Origin of the sequence: Pseudomonas sp. B21-021, assembly GCF_024749205.1 — a bacterium.
GTDB classification, from domain to species: domain Bacteria; phylum Pseudomonadota; class Gammaproteobacteria; order Pseudomonadales; family Pseudomonadaceae; genus Aquipseudomonas; species Aquipseudomonas paraglycinae.
The window spans coordinates 3,582,952-3,604,753 of record NZ_CP087192.1 but is presented as its reverse complement, the minus strand read 5'-3'; the positions used below and the strand labels follow the sequence as shown (position 1 = coordinate 3,604,753).

Here is a 21,802-nt window from a genome sequence, read left to right as displayed (position 1 = left end):
TAATCGCGCTGTATTGAAAGAGACTGAAACTTTACTCTGAAAGCTCCTCTCAGAAATAAAGTTGCTAAACATGGATGTTGAAAAGAGTGATTCGATTTCGCCTGTCATGACGCCCGCTCAACAGGGCGTTTTTTTTGACCTGTATAAAAAACAGATTCCTGGCTGGTTGCTGGAGTCTTCGGAAACTGCCCGAAACGATCTTTATGAAAGTTTCAAGACCAGTTTCAAATCCCGTCAAACCGCGCTGGAACAATTGCGCACATTGAAATCCCCTCAGAGCTTTTGCACGCCCCTGCTGGCCAAGGCCATGGCCGAGAAGCTGGGCGAAGACTTTGAGGTCGAAGGGGCGATATTTCAGCATGTGCGCTCTACGTCCAGCCTCTTGGGGCTGCGCAGAAAACTGGTGCTGCCCATCAATCGCGATTTGTTGACCGCGGCCTGCGAGAATTTCGAATTGTCGGAAACCCTGGCCAGCACTTATCACGAGAGTTCCTTGCTGTACATCCCGCAGCAGATAACCGGGCGCAATAATAAGGTATTGTCGATACAGCCTCACGAATTTGCCAGGCTTTGCCGTTATCTGGATCTGGGTAAACAATATCAGAAACATGTGGAAGGGTTCTTCGGTAGCGACAGCGAGGTCGCAAGCTTGCAGGAATCCGCTATCGCCTATTCCAGTGACCAGTTCGATGTCGAGCGACATATCGCTTATATGCGTGGGCATATCAGTTCCGATGTTTACCACATGCTTGAGTCGGTGAGGAACTCGGATCCTTCAATTAAGCTGGGCAAGAACACCCTGGGTTATCAAAGCCTTGAAATGCTCGGGGTACAGCTCAGGGGGCCGATGTTCATCGGTCCAGTCAGTGAACATACGGATGGCGATTACCGTTGTGTGATCTACACCCCTGGCGATCCCGATCATCCTCTCAAGGAATACCCGACCTTCCAGAAATTCGAGCTCGAGTTGAGCGGGCGTTTACGCAACTCGCAGTTTCGCAGTTTTTTCATGCGCTTTATCCAGATGAAAGACCGTTCGGTTTTCCTCACCGGGCTCGATGTACGACTGTTGAAAGCCCGACCGAACCAGTTTCCCGTTTCCACGACCTTTCTTCCGCTCTCAGGGCTCGATCTCCAGGGTGACGCAAGACAGAACCTGTTTCTCGCGATGTTCGAACACCGCGCGGCGCAGGTTCTGGCCGATACTCGCCTGCTGGTGGTGCCGACGGATGATGAAGACGAGAAAACCCGCCTTGCCAGGCAAGACTCCTATAAAGCCATCGGGCTGAATACCCTGTTGTTCTTTGTGTCCTTCGTGCCGGTCCTTGGCGAGGTCATTTGTGCCGTCGCCGGGATACAGCTGCTCGGTCAGATCTACGAGGGCTTCGACAGTTGGGCCCACGGTGACCAGGAACATGCCACCGATTGCCTGTTCGACACGCTTGAAAACCTGATCCTCATGGCGGGTTTTGCCGCTGGCGGTGTTGCTGTCGGCAAAGCCTACACAGTCGTGCGTTCGTCGAGTTTCATGCAGGGACTTCGGCGCGTTCCGGCTGGCCCAATGTCTTATCGCCTGTGGAATCCGGACATGGCGGCTTACCGTCAGCGTGAGCCATTGCCCCGCAGCTTTGCAGCGGATGCGCAAGGGCTTGTATGGCTTGCAGACAATCGCTATTTGCCGCTGGGGCTCGATGCCTACGCAGTGCGCCCGGTCACTGGCACCGACTTGTGGGAGGTACATGACCCACAACAGCCGGGATGTTATTCACCGCTGCTCGAGACCAATGGGGCTGGCGCCTGGCGTCATGATTCCGAACTCCCCCACGAGTGGAATTCGCTGACCCTGTTCCGTCGTCTGGGTTTTCGCGAGGAAAGGATTTCAGACATCCGTGCCCTGCAAGTCATTGCGGCCAGCGGGATCAGCCAGGCGGCCATGCGCAAGTTGTTTGTCGAACGCGGCAAGCCGATGGCGATGCTCACGGATTCGGTTAGACGCTTTCGTGCCGATTCCGACGTCAGCCAGTTCATGACGCAAATTGATACGCCCGCGTCTGCGTCGCTGGCGGATGCGGATCTGCAACTGTATTTGCTGACAGGGGCAGGTCGCTGGCCACAGGACATGGCCATCCTTGTGAAGGACATCACTGGTAACGAAGTGACACGCTATGGCGCAGACAAGACTGCTCGCCAGGTGAGCCTCAGTGAGGATGCACTGCGCAACGGTCAATTTTATGCACCTCTCCTGGCGGCACTCAGCGACAGTGAGCGCACTCGCTTGCTGGGTTCGGCCACCGTGGAGTCGAAAAACCAGATTGCGTTACTGGGCAAGCACATTGCCGGGCTGGCGCCGCGGATGCGCATGGCGATGATGGACCGGTTGTTCCGGCGGACCGACGTTTGCGAGCTTTCCAGAGGCGAGTCGATCATCAAGGCGTTTCCAGGGCTTTCAGCCAGTGTCGCCGACGAACTGGTGCAACACGCCGATGCGCGTGAATGGGCGCAGCTTGAATCCGATATCGTACCGTTGCGTCTGGCCGAGGAGGCCAGGCGCTATCAGCTGGTACAGCGGTTGAACCGCGCTTACGAGGGGTTATATCTGGACGCCGCCAGTGGGCGCGATGCCGACATGCTGGTACTCGACACCTTGAGCCATTTGCCGGGCTGGCCTGGCGATGTATTTGTCGAAATTCTGGACTGGGGTGTGTACGCCGATCAGCGGGCCGTCGTTGGCCCGAGCGACGCTACACACAAAGTGCTTGTCGAAGCCTATGCCGAGCGTTATCAGGTTCAGGATGCGCGCAACAATAGCGTCTCCAGTCATCCGTCACGCACCCGGGCGAGTTTTTTTCAGGCGCTGTGGGAAAGCCTTCCTGCCCACAGTCGCAAGGCCATCGGCGTTGAAACGGACGTCGACGGCACGGGCTTGCGCCAGAAAATCACTGCATTGGCGCTGCAGCGGCGCGAAGCCTTCGCCAAGGTGCTGGAAATTGCACCGGTGCGCTCGAGTCACCGTTCACCCATGAGGCTGGCAGATCCCCGGATCGAACAGGTCACCGACGAACAATCGGCACCTTCAAGTCCATCTCTGGGCATTTCGCCCGCGCTCGTGCGTCGAGCGCAGGAGTTGTACCCGACCCAATCAACCGCACAGATCAAACGTTTCGTGACCTCACTGGGCGCCGACGAAGTGTTGGCCATCAGATCGCTTGAGCGGTTGCGCGAACAATACCGGAAGATGGTGGAAACCCTGGAGCGCTGGACTCATCGCGACACGTATTATCAGGATGAAGAAGGGCCCAGGCTCAAGGTTCCGGTCCACAGCAAGGCCCGGGCCATGCAAGCCATTCTGCGCGCGTGGCGCAAGGAAACCCGCGACGCGTCGCACCCGAGGCATCCGACCTACAATCTGACGCTCGATGCGGTGCCGTTGGGGGATATGCCGACCCTTATCGGTGACTTTGCCCACATCACCGCGCTGGAAATGAGCGGCGTTGGCGCCAGTGCAGGTTTGAACACGTTTCTGCGTAATTTTCCCGGACTGAGGGTGCTGAACCTGTCAGGAAACGGACTGACACGCATCCCTGTCGCGATCGGCGACATGCCGGGGCTGACAGGTCTGGATCTGAGCAACAACCGTATCCGGCTTACTCAGCAGGCGATTGTAGAGCTGGCCGGCAAGCATCACCTGCACACACTGGATCTGGGCTTCAACCCCCTCTTGGGGCGCACTCCGGATGTCAGCGCGATGCGCAATCTGCGCCACCTGAATCTGCGCAACACCGGCATTACCCAATGGCCCGCGACCGATGCGCTTGCGCACCTGGAATCACTCGATCTGCGCAACAACCAGATCGTCGATATCCCGTCTTCCGTGTTCACCGCCCGTGCTGTACTGAATCGGGGCACCACGATCGATGGCAATCCGTTGTCGACAGAAAGCCTGCAAGCCATCGCTGCGTACCAGCAGTCACAAGGTATAAGTCTGGGCGTCACCATCACTGAGTACACCAGCACCGCACGACTGGCCGGTGATCGGGAAGGGGCGGGATGGGTAAACGGCTTGCCGACGGTGGAGATCGGTCGGGCGAAGCAAGTGTTGTCGTCACTGTCGGCCGATCCGGACTCGAGAGACTTTTTTGAAGTGCTCATGCAACTGCGTGAAACGTCCGATTACGCCCGAACCCGCGAACAGCTCGGGCAGCGAGTATGGAATGTACTGGAAGCTGCCTGCGAGGACGACTCGTTGCGTCGCGCGCTGTTTCGCATGGCCCGCACAGGCTGGAGCAATGCGCCCAATGTTGCGGGACTGTTCAGCGATCTGGAGGTCAGGGTTCTGTGTTATCGGGCAGCGGCGGCGGCCCGCACCGGTACACAGACGCTCGAAGGCGATCTGGTTCGTCTGTTGCGCGGGCTGTTCCGGTTGCAGCAGGTAGAGAAACAGGCGTTGCTCGATATCGCGCGGCGCTCCCGCGCAGGAGCTTTCACTCAGCGTCAGGCACTGGATATCAGCCTGATTTATCGGGTGCGACTGGCGCAGCGCCTGGCGTTGCCGGCGCAACCCGCAGAGCTGAATGTGCCACTGGATGCCGAGGTGACTGATGCGCAGATCGATCACGCCTACCTGGAGGTGGTCAGGGCCGAGCAGACGACGCAACTCTCGGAGTCAGTCAGCAGGCAGGAGTTTTGGGCCGAGTATTTGCTGACGACACGTCAGGATGCATTTACCAGCGTTCTCGATCGCAGCGCTCTAGCGTTTGCGCGACTGGAAGCGCAAGTCGGACTTTCTCGTGAAGCAGCCAGCCAGCAAATGACGACGATTTTCGACAATTTCAGAAATGAAAGCCTGGAACTGCGCAAACAGCTGACCAATGCGGCACTGGCGAGGCATCCAGGGCTGAGCTTGCCGGTCACGCCGGGCCCGAACAGATTGGGAACGAGAGAGGGATAACACAGCGACCTCGAGCCCGCCGATGCGGGCTCGAGGTAGACGTACGATCAGCGGCGACGGAACAGCGGCAGCGGTTCGTCAGTGGCGGCCTGATAGGTCACCGAGAAGTCCTTGAGGCTTTCAAGGGCGTCGTACGGGTCTTTGTCTGCGCGCAGGGCGAAGGCATCGAAACCGCAACGGCGCATGTAGAACAGCTGGTCGCGCAGTACGTCGCCAATCGCCCGCAATTCGCCTTTGAAACCGTAACGGTCACGCAGCAGGCGGGCGTTGGAGTAGTTGCGGCCGTCGGTGAACGCCGGGAAGTTCAGGGCAATCACCTGGAACTCATTGACGTCGTCACCGATTTCTTCGGCTTCTTCATCGGCGTCCAGCCAAACACCAAGACCGCCATCGCGCGCCTTGAGCATGCGGGCGTGTTCACGCCACAGCTGCAACGGGACGATCAGGTCGTCGCAATTGCTGATTTCGTCGATGTTGAAATCCTTGGGCAGCAGGTGCCAGGTTTCGTCGACGACCTCGTTGTTCTTAATGATTCGCTGCATAGACGCGTTCCTTGAAGAGGTCGATGCCAATACGCTGGTAGGTGTCGATGAAGCGCTCGTCTTCGGTGCGCTGTTCCACGTACACGTCGATCAGCTTGGAGATCACGTCCGGCATGTCGTCCTGGGCGAACGACGGGCCGAGGATCTTGCCCAGGCTGGCGTCACGGCTGGCGCTGCCGCCGAGCGAGACCTGGTAGAACTCTTCACCTTTCTTGTCCACACCCAGAATGCCGATGTGGCCGACGTGGTGGTGACCGCAGGCGTTCATGCAACCGGAGATGTTCAGGTCCAGTTCACCGATGTCGAACAGGTAGTCCAGGTCGTCGAAACGGCGCTGGATCGATTCGGCGATCGGGATCGACTTGGCGTTGGCCAGGGAGCAGAAATCACCGCCAGGGCAGCAGATGATGTCGGTCAGCAGGCCGATGTTCGGCGTGGCGAAGCCACCTTCACGCAGTTCGCCCCACAGGGTGAACAGCTGGCTCTGCTCGACGTCGGCCAGAATGATGTTCTGCTCGTGGGAGGTGCGCAGTTGACCGAAGCTGTAGCGGTCGGCCAGGTCGGCGACGGCATCGAGCTGCTTGTCGGTGATGTCGCCCGGCGCAACGCCGGTCGGCTTCAGGGACAGGGTCACGGCCACATAACCCGGCTTCTTGTGCGCCAGGGTATTGCGGGTGCGCCAGCGGGCGAAGCCCGGATGCTCTTTGTCGAGGGCGGCCAGTTCGGCGTCTTGATTGCTCAGCGCCTTATAGTCCGGGTCGACGAAGTGTTTGGCCACGCGATGAACTTCGGCTTCGGTCAGTGTGGTCTGGCCGCCGCGCAGGTGTTCCATCTCGGCATCGACTTTCTGGGCGAAGACTTCTGGAGTCAACGCCTTGACGAGGATCTTGATCCGCGCCTTGTATTTGTTGTCACGACGGCCGTAGCGGTTGTAGACCCGCAGGATGGCATCGAGGTAGCTCAACAGGTCCTGCCATGGCAGGAATTCGTTGATGAACGCGCCGACCACCGGGGTACGGCCCAGACCACCGCCGACCAGCACGCGGAAACCGAGTTCGCCGGCAGCGTTATGGACCGGCTCAAGGCCGATGTCGTGGACTTCGATGGCCGCACGGTCGGAGGTCGAACCGTTGACGGCGATCTTGAACTTGCGCGGCAAGTAAGCGAATTCCGGGTGGAAGGTCGTCCACTGACGAACGATTTCGCACCAAGGACGCGGGTCGATCAGCTCATCGAACGCAACACCGGCGAACTGGTCGGTGGTGACGTTGCGCAGGCAGTTGCCGCTGGTCTGGATCGCGTGCATCTGCACGGTGGCCAGCTCGGCGAGAATCTCCGGGATGTCTTCCAGCGCCGGCCAGTTGAACTGCACGTTCTGGCGGGTACTGATGTGGGCGTAGCCCTTGTCATAGTCGCGGGCGATTTTTGCCATCATGCGCATCTGACGCGAAGTCAGCTGGCCGTAAGGCACCGCCACGCGCAACATCGGCGCGAAACGCTGGATGTACAGGCCATTTTGCAGGCGCAGGGGGCGGAATTCTTCTTCGCTCAGCTCACCTGCCAGATAGCGTCGGGTCTGATCACGGAACTGCTTGACGCGGTCCTCGATGATCCGCTGATCGTACTCGTCGTATACGTACATATAAGTCCTGTTCTCAGGCTTTGGCCACTCGGAAAACGCTGCGTTTTCGCTTGCTGGAGTCCGATGGTTCCTCTGCAATTCTGCGCGCACGGCCGCGCACTCCATGACGGAGCCGGGGCAATATACCCGTTTGCAGTTATGCGCAAAAGTGATGTTTGAGTATATGGAAAGAACCAAATCGCCTAACGAGAATCACTGTCAACTAACCCACATTTGTCGTGCGGACAATCATCGTCTTAACTGTGGTCGAGTCTTTCTGCAATCACCGATAAAACCGACAAGAGGCGATGCAATGAGCAACCCAACCAAGGCAAGGAAAAGCGATAGCAGCGTCGATGCATGGGCCATTCTGTTCCTGATCATTCTGGTCGTTGGAACGGCGGTGTTCTGGGTCAGCCATCAGTAAAACGACTCGTCCGGGCCCGCCTCCGACGATTGTCGGACAAAAGGCGGGATGAAGCGCCAAAGGCCAGGCGATGAGTGGCTATAATGCGCGGCCATTTTTCCTCGGGCCCGGATGATTCATGTTCAAGCTTCTCCACCTCAGCCTGCTGCTGTTCGGCGCGGTTTTCGGTACCTGCGCGCGTGCAGAGTCAGTGCTGTTCCTGAATCCGGGCTCGACGCAGGAAGCGTTCTGGGTCAGCTACTCGCAATTCATGCAGGCTGCCGCCCGGGATCTGGGCATCGACCTGCGCATCCTCTACGCCCAACGCCAGCCGGAACTGACCCTGGCGCAGGCGCGACTGGCCCTGCAGGGGCCTGAACGCCCGGATTATCTGGTGTTCGTCAACGAACAGTACGTGGCGCCGCAGATTCTGCGCATGGCCAACGACAGCGGTGTGAAGCTCTTTATCGTCAATTCGGCCCTGACGCCCAACCAGCAGGCGCTGGTGAGCGACCGCGCGGATCGCATCGGCAGCCTGGTGCCCAATGACGAGGAGGGCGGCTACCTGATGATGAAGGAACTGATTCGTCTGCATCCAGCCGTGGCGCCCGGTGAAAGCATCGACCTACTGGCGTTTTCCGGCCTGAAGATCACGCCCTCGGCGCAACTGCGCGAAAAAGGTATGCAGCGAGCGCTGGCCGAGCATCCTCAAGTGCGTTTGCGCCAACTGGTCTACGGCGGCTGGACGCAACAGCGGGCCTACGAGCAGGCGAAGCAATTGCTGGTTCGCTACCCGGACGTGTCACTGGTGTGGGCGGCCAATGATGAAATGGCCTTCGGGGCGATGCGCGCCGCGTCCGAGGTCGGCAAGGTGCCGGGCAAGGACGTATTGTTCAGCGCGGTCAACACCTCGCACGAGGCCTTGCAAGCCATGGTCGACGGTCGCCTGAGCGCATTGCTCGGCGGGCATTTCACCCTCGGTGGCTGGGCGCTGGTCGAGTTGCACGATCACGCGCAAGGCGTCGATCTGAATCAGTACGGCGGTCGTGACCGGCAGATTCCGCTGTTGCAACTGATCGACAAGGATCATGCCCGCCGAATGCTGGCCATGGGCACCTCACCGGACTACGGCGTGCACTTTCGCAAGCTCTCGGCGAAGGGCCGTCCGGTTTCGTATCGCTATCCGTTCAATCTGCAGACGTTGATGCGCTGAGCGGATCAGACGCCCGCCAGATGCACCACCAGTTGCACAATGCCGAACAGCGTCAGGGCGAACACCGCCGTGAACGCGATGCCCAGGAAGATGAAATGGCTGGGCTTGCCGTGGGTGAAGTCCCTTGCCCGGTTCTTGCCGCTCTGCACCCCGAACGCCGCCGCCATGACGCTGTGCAGCATCTGCCAGAAGGTCGGTGGCTTGTTGTCGACTGGATCGTCCATAAATCCCCCGTCTGTCGTGTGTGTCAGACAAGCATAGCCAACCATCTGGAGAACACCGCAAAACGAACTGTGGGAGCGACGGTGCGACGATCCGACTTGCTCGCGATGGCGGCGCGCCATTCAACATTAATGCTGAATGATCGACCGTTTTCGCGAGCAAGCTCGCTCCCACAGGGTATTTCGTGAAGCTGTATTAGTTGTCGTAACCCAGATTAGGCGCCAGCCAGCGTTCGGTCAGGCTCAGTTCCTGGCCTTTGCGCGAGGTGTAGCTCTGCACCTGATCCTTGTCGACCTTGCCCACGGCAAAATACTGCGCCTGCGGATGGGCGAAGTACCAGCCGCTGACCGCTGCCGCCGGGAACATCGCGTAGTGCTCGGTCAGGAACACGCCGCTGCGGCCGGCGCGCATTTCCTGGGCTTCAGGGTCGAGCAGGGCGAACAGGGTGGCCTTCTCGGTGTGATCCGGGCACGCCGGGTAGCCCGGGGCAGGGCGGATGCCGGAGTACTGCTCTTTGATCAATGCCTCGTTGTCGAGGACTTCATCCTTGGCGTAACCCCAATGCTCTTTACGCACTTGCTGGTGCAGCCACTCGGCGCAGGCCTCGGCCAAGCGGTCAGCCAGGGCTTTGACCATGATCGAGTTGTAATCGTCGCCAGCGTCCTGATAGGCCTTGGCCACTTCTTCGGCGCCGATGCCGGCGGTGGTGATGAAACCACCGACATAGTCGGTCACTTCACTGTCCTTCGGCGCGACGAAGTCGGCCAGGGAGAAGTTCGGTTTACCGTCGGTCTTGATGATCTGCTGGCGCAGGTGATGCAGGCGGGCCATTGGCTTGCCGTCATCGCCGTACAGCTCGATATCGTCGTCATGCACCTGATTGGCAGGCCAGAAGCCGAACACCGCACGGGCGCTGATCAGCTTCTCGTCGATCAACTTGGTCAGCATCTCGCGGGCGTCCTTGTACAGCGAGGTTGCCGCTTCACCGACCACTTCGTCTTCGAGGATGCGCGGGAACTTGCCGGCCAGGTCCCAGGAGATGAAGAACGGCGTCCAGTCGATGTACTCGGCCAGTACGTTGAGGTCGATGTTGTCCAGTACGCGGGTGCCGGTGAAGGTTGGTTTGACCGGGGTGTAAGTGGCCCAGTCGAACTGCGGTTTTTTCGCGATCGAAGCCGCGTAGCTCAGGCGTTCGGTGCGGGCGCTGCGGTTGGCGGTGCGCTCGCGGACGTCGATGTACTCTTCGCGGGTCTTCTGGACGAAACCGGCTTTCAGTTCCTTGGACAGCAACTGCGTCGCCACGCCCACGGCGCGAGAGGCGTCGGTCACGTAGACCACCGCGTCGTTGCTGTACTTCGGCTCGATCTTCACCGCCGTGTGCGCCTTGGAGGTGGTCGCGCCGCCGATCATCAGCGGCAGGTGGAAGTCCTGACGCTGCATCTCGCGGGCCACGTGGACCATTTCATCCAGCGACGGGGTGATCAGGCCGGACAGGCCGATGATGTCGCACTTCTGCTCCTTGGCCACCTGCAGGATCTTCTCGGCCGGGACCATCACGCCGAGGTCGACTATGTCATAGCCGTTGCAACCCAGCACCACGCCGACGATGTTCTTGCCGATGTCGTGTACGTCGCCTTTCACGGTGGCCATGAGGATCTTGCCCTTGGCTTCCGGCTTGTCGCCTTTTTCCAGTTCGATGAACGGAATCAGGTGAGCCACAGCCTGCTTCATCACACGGGCGGATTTCACCACCTGCGGCAGGAACATTTTGCCGGCGCCGAACAGGTCACCGACGATGTTCATGCCGGACATCAGCGGGCCTTCGATCACTTCGATCGGGCGGGCGAACGACTGACGGGATTCTTCGGTGTCTTCGACGATGTGAGTGGTGATGCCTTTGACCAGCGCATGCTCCAGACGCTTGTTGACGTCCCAGCTGCGCCACTCTTCGGTCTCGGCTTCCTTGACGCTGCCGTCGCCCTTGTACTTGTCGGCGATGGCGAGGAGGGCGTCGGTGCCTTCCGGGGTGCGGTTGAGGATCACGTCTTCAACGGCGTCGCGCAGTTCCTGCGGGATCTGGTCGTAGATCTCCAGCTGACCGGCGTTGACGATGCCCATGGTCAGGCCGGCGCGGATCGCGTACAGCAGGAACACCGAGTGGATCGCCTCGCGCACCGGGTTGTTGCCGCGGAACGAGAACGACACGTTGGACACGCCGCCGGAGCTCAGGGCATACGGCAGTTCGTCACGGATGTAGGCACAGGCGTTGATGAAGTCCACAGCGTAGTTGTTGTGTTCTTCGATGCCGGTGGCCACGGCGAAGATGTTCGGGTCGAAGATGATGTCTTCCGGCGGGAAGCCGACTTCGTTGACCAGAATGTCGTAGGAGCGTTTGCAGATTTCTTTCTTGCGCGCTTCGGTATCGGCCTGGCCGGCTTCGTCGAACGCCATCACCACCACGGCGGCGCCGTAGCGCTTGCACAGCTTGGCGTGGTGGATGAACTGCGAGACGCCTTCTTTCATGCTGATCGAGTTGACGATGCCCTTGCCCTGAATGCACTTGAGGCCGGCTTCGATCACTTCCCACTTCGAGGAGTCGATCATGATCGGTACGCGGGAGATGTCCGGCTCGCCGGCAATAAGATTGAGGAAGGTCACCATGGCCTTCTTCGAATCGAGCATCCCTTCGTCCATGTTGATGTCGATCACCTGGGCGCCGGCCTCGACCTGCTGCAGGGCGACTTCCAGGGCTTCGGTGTAGTTGTCTTCACGGATCAGGCGGGCGAATTTCGCGGAACCGGTGATGTTGGTCCGCTCGCCGACGTTGACGAACAGCGAGCTGCGATCAATGGTGAACGGCTCCAGGCCCGACAGGCGGCAGGCCTTTGGAATGTCCGGAATCTGCCGTGGCGCGTAACCGGCGACGGCTTTGGCGATGGCTTCGATGTGGCCCGGCGTGGTGCCGCAGCAACCGCCGACGATGTTGAGGAACCCGCTCTGGGCGAATTCTTCGATGACTTTGGCGGTGTCCACCGGCAGCTCGTCGTACTCGCCGAATTCGTTCGGCAGGCCGGCGTTCGGGTGCGCCGAAACGTGGGTGCTGGCCTTGTCCGACAGCTCTTCGAGGTACGGACGCAGTTCGCGGGCACCGAGGGCGCAGTTCAGGCCGACCGAAATCGGTTTGGCGTGGGCCACGGAGTTCCAGAACGCTTCGGTGGTCTGGCCCGACAGGGTACGGCCGGAGGCGTCGGTGATGGTGCCGGAAATCATGATCGGCAGCTCGAAGCCCAGTTCTTCGAACACGCCTTGCACGGCGAAGATCGCGGCTTTGGCGTTGAGGGTGTCGAAGATGGTTTCGATCAGGATCAGGTCGGCGCCGCCCTCGATCAGACCTTTGGTGGCTTCGGTGTAGTTCTCCACCAGCTCGTCAAAGGTGACGTTGCGATAGCCCGGGTTGTTGACATCCGGCGACAGCGAGCAGGTGCGACTCGTAGGACCGAGCACGCCGGCGACGAAGCGCGGCTTGTCCGGGTTCTCGGCAGTCTTGGCATCAGCGACCTTGCGCGCCAGTCGTGCGCCTTCTACGTTGAGTTCGTAGGCCAGTTCTTCCATGCCGTAGTCGGCCATGGAAATGCGGGTGGCGTTGAAGGTGTTGGTCTCGAGGATGTCGGCGCCGGCATCCAGATAGGCTTTTTCGATCCCGCCGATCACGTCCGGACGGGTGATGACCAACAGGTCGTTGTTGCCCTTGACGTCGCTCGGCCAGTCGGCGAAGCGTTTGCCGCGATAATCCTGCTCTTCGAGCTTGTAGCTCTGGATCATCGTGCCCATGCCGCCGTCGAGAATCAGGATGCGCTCTTTGAGAGCTTGCTTGAGAGCTTGAAGGCGGACGCTGCGATCGGACATTGGGACTACTCGAAAAAGACCATGACGAAGGAGCGGGATCATAACAAACCTGTGCCGATTTAGAGCATGTGGCGCTTTTGCATGAATATCGCTCATGTTGGCACGGGCGTCATAGCGGTAGAATCGCGGCGTTTTTCTTCAGGATCAGGATCAGGGATATGTCGTACCGCGTCATCAGCATTGCATTGCTGTTTTTAAGCTTTGGCGCGGCGGCGCAGAGTCCCGCTATTTCTTCTCCTATCTCCTACACCCGAGACATCCAGCCGATCTTCAACGAGAAGTGCGTGGCCTGCCATGCGTGTTACGACTCTGCCTGTCAGTTGAACCTTGGCAGCGGCGAAGGCGCGGCCCGTGGCGCGAGCAAGATGCCGGTCTACGATGGCGAACGCACCCAGGCGGCACCGACCACGCGGCTGTTCTATGACGCCTTCGGCAAACGTGCCTGGCAGCAGAAAGACTTCTATTCGGTGCTCGACGCCCAAGGCAGCCAGGCCGCGCTGATGGCGCGCATGCTGGAGCTGGGACACAAAACACCACTGACCCCCAACGCCAAGCTGCCGGAAGACATCGTGCTGGGCCTCAACCGCGAGAACCTGTGCGCGATGCCCGCCGAATTCGACGGCTATGCCGGCGCCCACCCGAAAGAGGGCATGCCGCTGGCGGTGACTGGCCTGACCGATCAGCAATATCAGACGCTGCAACGCTGGCTGGCGTCCGGCGCGCCGATCGATGAGCAAGGCCTGGCGCCGAGCACCAAGGAAGCGCTGCAAATCGTCCAGTGGGAAAACCTGCTCAACCAGCCCGGCGCGCGGGAAAGTCTGGTCGGGCGCTGGCTGTACGAGCACTGGTTCCTGGCGCACATCTATTTCAAGGACGGCGAGCCGGGGCATTACTTCCAGTGGGTGCGTTCGCGCACACCGACGGGGAAGCCGATCGATCTGATCGCCACGCGTCGCCCGAACGACGATCCGGGCACTCAGGTGTATTACCGCCTGTGGCCGGTGCAGGGCGTGATCGTGCACAAGACCCACATCACCTATCCGCTGAGCGCGGCGAAGATGGCGCGGGTCAAAAGCCTGTTCTACAACGGCAACTGGCAGGTCAACGCCTTGCCGGGCTACGGGCCGCAGAGCCGGGCCAACCCGTTCGCGACCTTCGAGGCGATCCCGGCGCAGGCGCGTTACCAGTTCATGCTTGATAACGCCGAATACTTCGTGCGCACCTTCATTCGCGGCCCGGTGTGCCGTGGGCAGATCGCGACCGACGTGATCCGCGACAACTTCTGGGCGCTGTTCCAGGCACCGGAACACGATCTGTACATCACCGACCCGAACTATCGCGGCCAGGCCACGCCATTGCTGGCCATGCCGGGGCAGAACGACGATGTCGGCAGTGTCCTGAGCCTGTGGCACAACTACCGCAACAAGCGAAACAAATACGAAGCCCTGCGCCGTGACAGCTACGCCGACTTGCCGGCACCGAGCTGGTCGACCCTGTGGGCCGGCAACGACAACGCCTTGCTCAGCATCTTCCGCCACTTCGACAGCGCCTCGGTGACCAAAGGCCTGATCGGCGAAGTGCCGCAGACCATGTGGCTGTTCGACTATCCGCTGCTGGAGCGCACCTATTACCAGTTGGCGGTGAATTTCGATGTGTTCGGCAACGTTTCCCATCAGGCGCAAACGCGCTTGTATTTCGACCTGATCCGCAACGGTGCCGAACAGAACTTCCTGCGCCTGATGCCCGCCGACTCCCGCGAGGGTTACCTCGACGATTGGTACCAGAGCAGCGGCCAGTTCAAGATGTGGCTCGATTACGAAGCCATCGATGACGATAAGCCAACCGCGCTGAAACTCGACGAGAAAGACCCGAAGCACGATTTCGCCATGCAATTGCTGGCGCGCTACGGCGATCTCAATGCGCGTCCGGATCCGATCAACCGCTGCGAAGACGCTTATTGCTCGCGCCCGAACATTGATCCGGCGTTGCAGAACGCCGAGCAGGCCCTCAGTCGCCTGACTTCGCGCCCGGCAGCCGGCCTGAAAGTGATCGATCAATTGCCGGAAGCGACCATGCTTCGGGTTGAAACCCGCAGCGGCAAGCGCGAGGTCTACAGCCTGCTGCGCAACCGTGCGCACAGCAACGTGGCGTTCCTGCTCGGTGAATCGCTGCGCTATCAACCGGGGCTGGACACGCTGACGATCTATCCGGGTGTGCTAAGCAGCTACCCGAATTTCATGTTCAACATCCCGGCGGATCAGGTGCCGGCGTTTGTCGATGCCATGGAGAGTGCGAAGGACGCCGCGCAGTTCGAGAAAATCGTCGAACGTTGGGGTATCCGCCGCAGCCATCCGCAGTTCTGGTTCTATTTCCATGATTTGAGCCAGTACATCCACGAAACCGACCCGGTGGAAGAGGGTGTGCTGGACATGAACCGGTACGAGAATCTTTGATCGTTTGAGCGATGGCGGTTGTCCCAATCCTGTGAAGTACGGGATCGGGAGCACCATCGATGTTGATTTCAGTGCAGGCCCTGCGAGCGCTCGCCGCGTGGGCGGTGGTCTGCCATCACTTCATGCAGATTTTCTTCGACTTCGAGGCGCGCGGGCCGATAGGCCAGCTGTTCATCGACAAGGGCGCCGTGGGCGTCGATATCTTTTTCGTGATCAGCGGGCTGGTGATTTTCCTGTCCACCGAAGGCAAGGCGCTGCCGCCGGCGCGGTTTCTGTTGTATCGACTGTTTCGCATTGTCCCGGCGTATTGGCTCTACACGGTGCTGATGGCGTTGCTGGTGGTGTTCGCCCGGCCGTTGCTGCCGGATCAGACGGTGGACTGGAGTCATTTGCTGCTGTCGTTGCTGTTTATCCCGACCGAAAATCCCGGCGGCTACGGGATCTACCCGACCCTGAATGTCGGCTGGACCCTGAATTACGAAATGCTGTTCTACGTGCTGTTCGCCTGGGCGCTGTTGTTCCGGCTGCAAGTGCGCTTGCTGGTGGTCGCGGCGCTGCTGTTTGCGGTGTGCCAGGCCTGGACCGGGTTTGGCTGGGTCAGCGAGTTTTATCGCTCGGGCATCGTTTATGAGTTCCTGCTGGGGATCGGCATCGGCATGCTTTACCGTCGCGGCTGGATCGGGCCGGCGCTGTGGCTGCCGTTACTGGGGATCGGTGCGGGGTTGCTGGCGATCTATCACCTGCCGCCGGAACCCCGATTGCTGAACTGGGGCGTGCCCAGTGCGGTGCTGGTCATGGCCAGCATGGCGCTCGAACGTCATGTCGAGCGCAACAGGCTGCTGAAGCTGCTGGGTGACTGTTCTTACTCGGTGTATCTGATGCACGTGCTGGTGCTGTCGGCCGGCGGTTATCTGGCCCGACGCTACGGGATCAACCCGTATTTGATGTTTGTCGTCTGTGCGCTGGCCATCGCTATCGGTTCGTGGCTGAGCTACGAATGGGTGGAAAAACGCAGTTATCAATGGCTTAAAGCGCGGATTGACGGAGAACCTGGCGCCTAGCCGATTTGCGAACTATTCCTACGTAAATACTAGGACTTTGTGCCGCGCGCCGATTGGCGTAAACTCCGCCTCAAGCCTGCGAGGAGTCTCCATGACCGCTATTACCATTACCGACGCCGCCCATGATTACCTGGCCGATCTGCTCTCCAAGCAGAACACCCCGGGCATCGGCATCCGCGTTTTCATCACCCAGCCTGGCACCCAGTACGCCGAAACCTGCATTGCCTACTGCAAGCCGGGCGAAGAGAAACCTGAAGACACGGCGCTGGGGCTGAAAAGCTTCACCGCTTACATCGACTCGTTCAGCGAAGCGTTCCTCGATGATGCCGTCGTCGACTACGCCACCGACCGCATGGGCGGCCAACTGACCATCAAGGCACCAAACGCCAAAGTCCCGATGGTCAACGCCGACAGCCCGATCAACGAGCGCATCAACTACTACCTGCAAACTGAAATCAACCCGGGGCTGGCCAGCCACGGCGGGCAGGTCAGCCTGATCGACGTGGTTGAAGACGGCATTGCCGTGCTGCAGTTCGGCGGCGGTTGCCAGGGCTGCGGCCAGGCGGACGTAACCCTGAAGGAGGGCATCGAGCGCACCTTGCTTGAGCGCATTCCGGAGCTCAAGGGCGTGCGCGACGTGACCGACCACACGCAGAAAGAAAACGCCTACTACTAAGGTGTTCGCTGCGGCATGAAAAACGGCGCCCCGTGAGCGCCGTTTTTTATGCGTGAGATTCAATGACGCCTTCGCGAGCAAGCCCGCTCCCACATTTGGAATGCGATCAAATGTGGGAGCGGGCTTGCTCGCGAAAGGGCCGTCATGGGCGGTAAAGATGTGCATGCCCGGCGCGATACAGCGACGACTCACTGAAATGATCGCTACCCAACACCCGCCCAACCAGAATCAACGCCGTACGCCGAAACCCCTTGGCGGCAACCTTCTCGGCAATATCCTCCAGCGTCCCGACCACCCAGTCCTGATCCGGCCACGTCGCCCGGTGAATCACCGCGATCGGGCAATCCGCGCCGTAATGCGGCAGCAGCTCAGCCAGGATCTTCTCCAGATGATTGACGCCCAGATGAATCGCCATGGTCGCCCCGTGCTGCGCCAGATTGCCGAGCTCTTCGCCAACCGGCATCGCGGTCTTGTCCGCATATCGGGTCAGGATCACGCTTTGCGAGATGTCCGGCAGGGTCAGTTCGGCGCCCAACAGCGCGGCGCACGCGGCGGTGGCGGTCACACCGGGAATGATCTCGAACGGAATATCCAGCTCGCGCAAATAACGAATCTGCTCGCCAATGGCGCCATACAGACTCGGATCCCCCGAATGTACCCGCGCCACATCCTGTCCCTTGGCGTGGGCGGCCTTGATCAGGTCGATGATCTGCTCCAGGTGCAGCTCGGCGCTGTTGACCACGGTTTCAGCGCAATGACCTTCCAGCACCGCCGTCGGCACCAGCGAACCTGCGTAGATGATCACCGGGCAACTGCGGATCAGCCGCTGGCCTTTGACAGTGATCAATTCCGGGTCGCCGGGGCCGGCGCCGATGAAGTAAACGGTCATCGTTGGATCCTGTAGAAAAGGGGCAGGGCGGTGCGTCACAAGCCCTTCAGATGAAGAATGCTCATGATCGAAAGCGGGGATTATCGGGAATTTACGCCGCGCCGGCCAATGCCAGAGTTGCCTGAGCGTACTTTTGCCGCGAAATCAGCAGTTTTGCCGGGCCGCTGATCAATTGTTCGGCGAGGGCCAGAGCGGCACTTTCAGCTACGCCATAACAGCCGGTGCGTTCGAAGGCGATCTGTGAGTGATGACTCAAACGTTGCTGGTAACTGGCCAGTTCTTCGCTGCTGAAGTACAGCAACGGCAGCGCCAGTTGGGTGGCGAGTTCCTGCAAACCGGGTTCGTCGCGCTTGAGGTCGATACTGGCGAGCGCCTTGACCTTCTCAAGATCAATTCGATGCGCCTGTAACGCCTGGTCAAGTAATGCACGCAGCGTGCTGGCCGGGCAGCCGCGCTGGCAGCCCAGGCCGACCACGAAGGTCGGCGCTGCGCTGTCATCGGTCATGCGTGGTACTGACCTTCGCTTTTGCGGCGGAACAACCAGGCGCTGATCAGGCCCAGGGCCAGCCAGAACGCGACGTTGGTCAGCTGCGAAGCGATTTTGAACTGGGCTTCGAGGGCTTCCGGGGCGAGCATCGAATGCACTTCCGGTTGTGGCGCGCCGATCACATGCGGCACGGCAAGGATCGCCACGCCGAGGATCTTCATCAGCCAGTGACGGCTAAACGCGATCAAGGACAGGCCGACAGCGGTGGAGGCCGCAGTGCCGATCCACCACATCTGCCGCGCGGCCAGATCCGCAGCGGCAGTGCCCGGCAGCTCAGGCGGCAGGCCCATGGTCGGCGCGAGCACGAAGGTCGCGTAACCGGCCAGACCCCAGAGCAGGCCTTGCGAAGTTTTGGTCGGCGCACGCAGGGTGTACAGACCCGCCAGCATCAGGGCGAAACCCACGGCAACCACCAGGTTGCCGCCAGTGGTGGAGACCACGCGCTGCCAGCCATCTTCCGGCTCCCAGGCTTCGGCATCGTGTGTATGGGCGGCGGTGCCGGCGGCGTGTTCGTGAACTTCGGCAACCGGTTCGGCTTTCTCGAAGGTCTCGGCCTGCAGAATCAGCGGCGAAACCCAGAAGCTTTGCAGCAACGTCAGGAGCAGGGCGGCCAGAAGGCCGGTGAAACCTGCGGTCTGCGCAATACGCTTGATCATGTCGTCAGGTCTCAGTGGCACGGGAACGCGGCGCTGTGGCGGGTATCGTGAGCGGCGTTGTGCACCGCTTCGATGTGCGAGAAACCGGCGAAATACACGAGGCACGCACCGAGGATCGACGCGCAGACGGCGGCGGTCAGGCGTTGGCTCAGGGTGGTGGTGCTGGAGATCTTGTCCGAATTGCTGCCGGTGCTGCTGATGATCGACATGGCGCTTCCCTCTGGAGTGTCAGCGGGTGAATTGAGCGCATGAAAACCCCTGCGGCCGGGCACGCAGAGGTTCGAACAGCGCCCGCCCACCGCGGGTTTGTTATGTTCAGTGACGCAAGGATGCGCACTGTGTTGCGGGCCGGTCTCCGGGCTCACGAGGGGTTGGCGTCTGGCCGACCTGCAAGCGTCACCTTCCCATGCCTGTGGGCACAGTGGATCTGACGCTTCGCTCGCTTACCGTTGCGGGGGCAGCACCGGACTGACATGGCTTTAGAGTAAAGCACATGATTCACCGGTTTCCCGTTTCACCCTGTGAGGGGCACCCGTAACAAGTTGTGTAGGAGACCATGGGCGGGGGATTTGAGTCAATTGGGATTGGGATTGGGGGCAGATCCGTTGCTGCGGTTATGGCTGCTTAGGGTTCCGCCCTTACGGCGGGTCACTTTTGGCAAACGCCCCAAAAGTAACCAAAAGGTCTCTAACCCTGACGTACGGCCCCTCGCTGAGGCTCGGGGTTCCTTCGCTCCGGGATCGATCCGGGGGCATCGCCTACGGTTTGCTTCGCTGCACCTCCTCTCGATGCATGCGGCTGCGCCGCACGGTCGCTGCGCTCCCACCCCCGGATCAATCCCTCCACTCAGCCTGCCGACGGGCCCTGCGATCAAAAGCGGTACTCGAGCTAACGCTCATCGTGTTGCGTGGTGAGGAGCGGGGGCTCTTGATCTGGTTTTTGCTTTGGCTCTGGCTTTTGATTTTTTGCCCCTTCGGCAGGCCGAGCGGAGGTGTCCATCAGGGGGTAGGCGCGTAGCGCCGTGCGGCGAAGCCGCATACATCGAGAGGAGGTGCAGCGAAGCAAACCGTAGGCGATGCCCCCTGATGGACACCGTAGCGAGGGAACACTGAGCCTAAGCGAAGTGCCGTACGCCGGGGCAAAAGCCTTTTGGTTCCTTTTTGGCGTTTGAAAAAGGGACTCGCTGTAAGAGCGAAACCATAAGAAGCCGTTACCGCAGCAACGGATATGCCCACAAAACCAAAAAGCACCAACCATTGACCCATCCCCACACCCTGCGTAGCCTTGCGCTTTCGAGGTTCTTCGGCCCACGCCGAAGCTAAGAAGGGAACGCGGTCCAAGCCGCGGCTGCCCCCGCAACTGTGAACGGTGCTGTTCGCTGCCACGCCACTGCCAACTCAATCCAGAGCCAGCGGGAAGGCGCAGCGAATACCGGGCCAAGGCCCGAACACCGTCAGCCAGGAGACCTGCCTCGTCACAGATTCTCACTTTCAACCGGGCGGGGTGATCCGGTGGCGAACTCTCCAGGCACGCACCCGCGTTGCCGGTCTCGTCCCGTATGCCCGCCACCTTGCCAAAGGGCATCCGATGAAAACACTGGCCAAACTCCCCGTCACCATCGTCACCGGCTTCCTCGGCTCGGGCAAAACCACCTTGCTGCGGCACATGCTCGACAACGCTCAGGGCCGCCGCATCGCGGTGATCGTCAACGAGTTTGGCGAGCTGGGCATCGACGGTGAAATCCTCAAACAGTGCACCATCGGCTGCACCGAAGAAGAAGCCACCGGCCGCGTCTACGAACTGGCCAACGGCTGCCTGTGCTGCACGGTTCAGGAAGAGTTCTTCCCGGTGATGCGCGAACTGGTGGCCCGTCGCGGCGACCTCGACCACATCCTGATCGAGACCTCGGGCCTGGCCCTGCCAAAACCGCTGGTGCAAGCCTTCCAGTGGCCGGAAATCCGCAGCGCCTGCACCGTTGACGCGGTGATCACCGTGGTCGACAGCCCGGCCGTGGCCGCCGGTACCTTCGCTGCGTTCCCCGATCAGGTCGATGCCCAGCGCAAACTCGATCCGAACCTGGACCACGAATCGCCGCTGCACGAACTGTTCGCCGACCAACTGGCCAGCGCTGACCTGGTGATCCTCAACAAGGCCGACCAGACCAGCCCTGAAGACCTCGCGCGCGTCCGTCTGGAAGTCGCCGAAGAACTGCCGCCAGCGGTAAAAATCATCGAAGCCAGCAACGGTCGCCTGCCGCTGGACGTGCTGATCGGCCTCGGTGCCGGTTCCGAAGAACACATCGACAGCCGCCACAGCAATCACGATCACCACCACGGTGAAGGCGATGACGATCACGATGACCACGATCACGACGCCTTCGACTCGATCTCCATCGAGCTGCCGCAAGCCGACGAAAGCCTGCTGCTCGACGCACTGACGCAACTGGTGGTCCAGCACGGCATCCTGCGGGTCAAAGGCTTCGCGGCGATCCCGAACAAGCCGATGCGTCTGCTGATTCAGGGCGTCGGTACGCGTTTCGACAAGCACTTCGACCGTCAGTGGGGCGCCGATGAGGTGCGCGTGACGCGTCTGGTGTTGATCGGTCAGGAGCTGGACGCAGCCCAGCTCGAAGCGCAACTGCGCGCCGCGCTCAGCGTTTAAG

The 21,802-nt window shown here is 60.4% G+C and carries 14 protein-coding genes and 2 riboswitches; of the genes, 6 read left to right on the top strand and 8 right to left on the bottom strand.

The annotated features are described in order from the left end of the window. Nucleotides 1–70: 70 nt before the first annotated feature. On the top strand, nucleotides 71–4,948 hold the full coding sequence (locus LOY31_RS16025; protein ID WP_258711837.1) for an NEL-type E3 ubiquitin ligase domain-containing protein: 4,878 nt from the start codon (nucleotides 71–73) through the stop codon (nucleotides 4,946–4,948). 47 nt (nucleotides 4,949–4,995) lie between these two features. On the opposite strand, the gene LOY31_RS16020 is transcribed toward LOY31_RS16025, so the two are convergent. Both LOY31_RS16020 and LOY31_RS16015 read right to left on the bottom strand, forming a co-directional pair. Then, complete coding sequence (locus LOY31_RS16020) at nucleotides 4,996–5,490, bottom strand: DUF934 domain-containing protein (RefSeq protein WP_007959510.1); 495 nt, start codon at nucleotides 5,488–5,490, stop codon at nucleotides 4,996–4,998. After that, nucleotides 5,474–7,132, bottom strand: coding sequence for a nitrite/sulfite reductase (locus LOY31_RS16015; protein ID WP_127798329.1), 1,659 nt, complete (start codon nucleotides 7,130–7,132; stop codon nucleotides 5,474–5,476). Before LOY31_RS16015 ends, LOY31_RS16020 begins: the two co-directional genes overlap by 17 nt. A 524-nt stretch (nucleotides 7,133–7,656) precedes the next feature. Between LOY31_RS16015 and LOY31_RS16010 the strand changes: the two genes are divergently transcribed. Continuing rightward, complete coding sequence (locus LOY31_RS16010; RefSeq protein WP_258711836.1) at nucleotides 7,657–8,730, top strand: ABC transporter substrate-binding protein; 1,074 nt, start codon at nucleotides 7,657–7,659, stop codon at nucleotides 8,728–8,730. A gap of 5 nt (nucleotides 8,731–8,735) precedes the next feature. Here the strand turns inward: LOY31_RS16010 and LOY31_RS16005 are convergent, their stop codons facing one another. Further along, nucleotides 8,736–8,954: a DUF2970 domain-containing protein gene (locus tag LOY31_RS16005; protein WP_007959515.1), complete on the bottom strand. Its 219-nt coding sequence runs from the start codon at nucleotides 8,952–8,954 to the stop codon at nucleotides 8,736–8,738. Between the two features lie 193 nt (nucleotides 8,955–9,147). Continuing rightward, a complete protein-coding gene (gene metH / locus LOY31_RS16000) occupies nucleotides 9,148–12,858 on the bottom strand; it encodes a methionine synthase (RefSeq protein WP_258711835.1) in 3,711 nt (1,236 codons plus the stop codon). 158 nt (nucleotides 12,859–13,016) lie between these two features. Here metH and LOY31_RS15995 point away from each other — a divergent pair, with 158 nt between their 5' ends. The 3 genes from LOY31_RS15995 to nfuA all read left to right on the top strand — a co-directional run bounded on the left by LOY31_RS15995 (nucleotide 13,017) and on the right by nfuA (nucleotide 17,048). After that, nucleotides 13,017–15,311 carry a fatty acid cis/trans isomerase gene (locus LOY31_RS15995; protein WP_258711834.1) on the top strand — a complete coding sequence of 765 codons (2,295 nt, stop codon included), beginning with the start codon at nucleotides 13,017–13,019 and terminating at the stop codon, nucleotides 15,309–15,311. Between the two features lie 59 nt (nucleotides 15,312–15,370). Beyond that, nucleotides 15,371–16,372, top strand: a complete 1,002-nt coding sequence (locus tag LOY31_RS15990) for an acyltransferase (protein WP_258711833.1) — start codon at nucleotides 15,371–15,373, stop codon at nucleotides 16,370–16,372. A gap of 91 nt (nucleotides 16,373–16,463) precedes the next feature. Then, a complete protein-coding gene (gene nfuA / locus LOY31_RS15985; protein ID WP_007959519.1) occupies nucleotides 16,464–17,048 on the top strand; it encodes a Fe-S biogenesis protein NfuA in 585 nt (194 codons plus the stop codon). A 142-nt stretch (nucleotides 17,049–17,190) separates the two neighbouring features. Here the strand turns inward: nfuA and cobM are convergent, their stop codons facing one another. The 4 genes from cobM to LOY31_RS15965 all read right to left on the bottom strand — a co-directional run bounded on the left by cobM (nucleotide 17,191) and on the right by LOY31_RS15965 (nucleotide 19,349). Then, nucleotides 17,191–17,937 (bottom strand): precorrin-4 C(11)-methyltransferase, encoded by a 747-nt coding sequence (gene cobM, locus LOY31_RS15980; RefSeq protein ID WP_258711832.1) that lies wholly within the window; start codon nucleotides 17,935–17,937, stop codon nucleotides 17,191–17,193. 91 nt (nucleotides 17,938–18,028) lie between these two features. Further along, nucleotides 18,029–18,442, bottom strand: a complete 414-nt coding sequence (locus LOY31_RS15975; RefSeq protein WP_007959522.1) for a cobalamin biosynthesis protein — start codon at nucleotides 18,440–18,442, stop codon at nucleotides 18,029–18,031. Continuing rightward, nucleotides 18,439–19,140, bottom strand: coding sequence for a CbtA family protein (locus tag LOY31_RS15970; protein ID WP_258711831.1), 702 nt, complete (start codon nucleotides 19,138–19,140; stop codon nucleotides 18,439–18,441). The genes LOY31_RS15975 and LOY31_RS15970 overlap by 4 nt, the downstream gene beginning before the upstream one ends. An 11-nt stretch (nucleotides 19,141–19,151) precedes the next feature. Further along, nucleotides 19,152–19,349 carry a CbtB domain-containing protein gene (locus tag LOY31_RS15965; RefSeq protein ID WP_007959524.1) on the bottom strand — a complete coding sequence of 66 codons (198 nt, stop codon included), beginning with the start codon at nucleotides 19,347–19,349 and terminating at the stop codon, nucleotides 19,152–19,154. A gap of 119 nt (nucleotides 19,350–19,468) precedes the next feature. Then, a riboswitch (cobalamin riboswitch) is annotated at nucleotides 19,469–19,691 on the bottom strand. A gap of 727 nt (nucleotides 19,692–20,418) precedes the next feature. After that, a riboswitch (cobalamin riboswitch) is annotated at nucleotides 20,419–20,629 on the top strand. Between the two features lie 98 nt (nucleotides 20,630–20,727). On the opposite strand from LOY31_RS15965, the gene cobW reads away from it, so the two are divergent. After that, nucleotides 20,728–21,801: a cobalamin biosynthesis protein CobW gene (cobW, locus tag LOY31_RS15960; protein WP_309475621.1), complete on the top strand. Its 1,074-nt coding sequence runs from the start codon at nucleotides 20,728–20,730 to the stop codon at nucleotides 21,799–21,801. The last annotated feature ends 1 nt before the right edge of the window (nucleotide 21,802 follow it).

What these genes read in the sequence shown, in the direction of transcription:
- LOY31_RS16025 (WP_258711837.1), top strand. Translation starts at nt 71, where the DNA reads ATGGATGTTGAAAAGAGTGATTCGATTTCGCCTGTCATGACGCCCGCT.
- LOY31_RS16020 (WP_007959510.1), bottom strand. Translation starts at nt 5,490, where the DNA reads ATGCAGCGAATCATTAAGAACAACGAGGTCGTCGACGAAACCTGGCAC.
- LOY31_RS16015 (WP_127798329.1), bottom strand. Translation starts at nt 7,132, where the DNA reads ATGTACGTATACGACGAGTACGATCAGCGGATCATCGAGGACCGCGTC.
- LOY31_RS16010 (WP_258711836.1), top strand. Translation starts at nt 7,657, where the DNA reads ATGTTCAAGCTTCTCCACCTCAGCCTGCTGCTGTTCGGCGCGGTTTTC.
- LOY31_RS16005 (WP_007959515.1), bottom strand. Translation starts at nt 8,954, where the DNA reads ATGGACGATCCAGTCGACAACAAGCCACCGACCTTCTGGCAGATGCTG.
- metH (WP_258711835.1), bottom strand. Translation starts at nt 12,858, where the DNA reads ATGTCCGATCGCAGCGTCCGCCTTCAAGCTCTCAAGCAAGCTCTCAAA.
- LOY31_RS15995 (WP_258711834.1), top strand. Translation starts at nt 13,017, where the DNA reads ATGTCGTACCGCGTCATCAGCATTGCATTGCTGTTTTTAAGCTTTGGC.
- LOY31_RS15990 (WP_258711833.1), top strand. Translation starts at nt 15,371, where the DNA reads ATGTTGATTTCAGTGCAGGCCCTGCGAGCGCTCGCCGCGTGGGCGGTG.
- nfuA (WP_007959519.1), top strand. Translation starts at nt 16,464, where the DNA reads ATGACCGCTATTACCATTACCGACGCCGCCCATGATTACCTGGCCGAT.
- cobM (WP_258711832.1), bottom strand. Translation starts at nt 17,937, where the DNA reads ATGACCGTTTACTTCATCGGCGCCGGCCCCGGCGACCCGGAATTGATC.
- LOY31_RS15975 (WP_007959522.1), bottom strand. Translation starts at nt 18,442, where the DNA reads ATGACCGATGACAGCGCAGCGCCGACCTTCGTGGTCGGCCTGGGCTGC.
- LOY31_RS15970 (WP_258711831.1), bottom strand. Translation starts at nt 19,140, where the DNA reads ATGATCAAGCGTATTGCGCAGACCGCAGGTTTCACCGGCCTTCTGGCC.
- LOY31_RS15965 (WP_007959524.1), bottom strand. Translation starts at nt 19,349, where the DNA reads ATGTCGATCATCAGCAGCACCGGCAGCAATTCGGACAAGATCTCCAGC.
- cobW (WP_309475621.1), top strand. Translation starts at nt 20,728, where the DNA reads ATGAAAACACTGGCCAAACTCCCCGTCACCATCGTCACCGGCTTCCTC.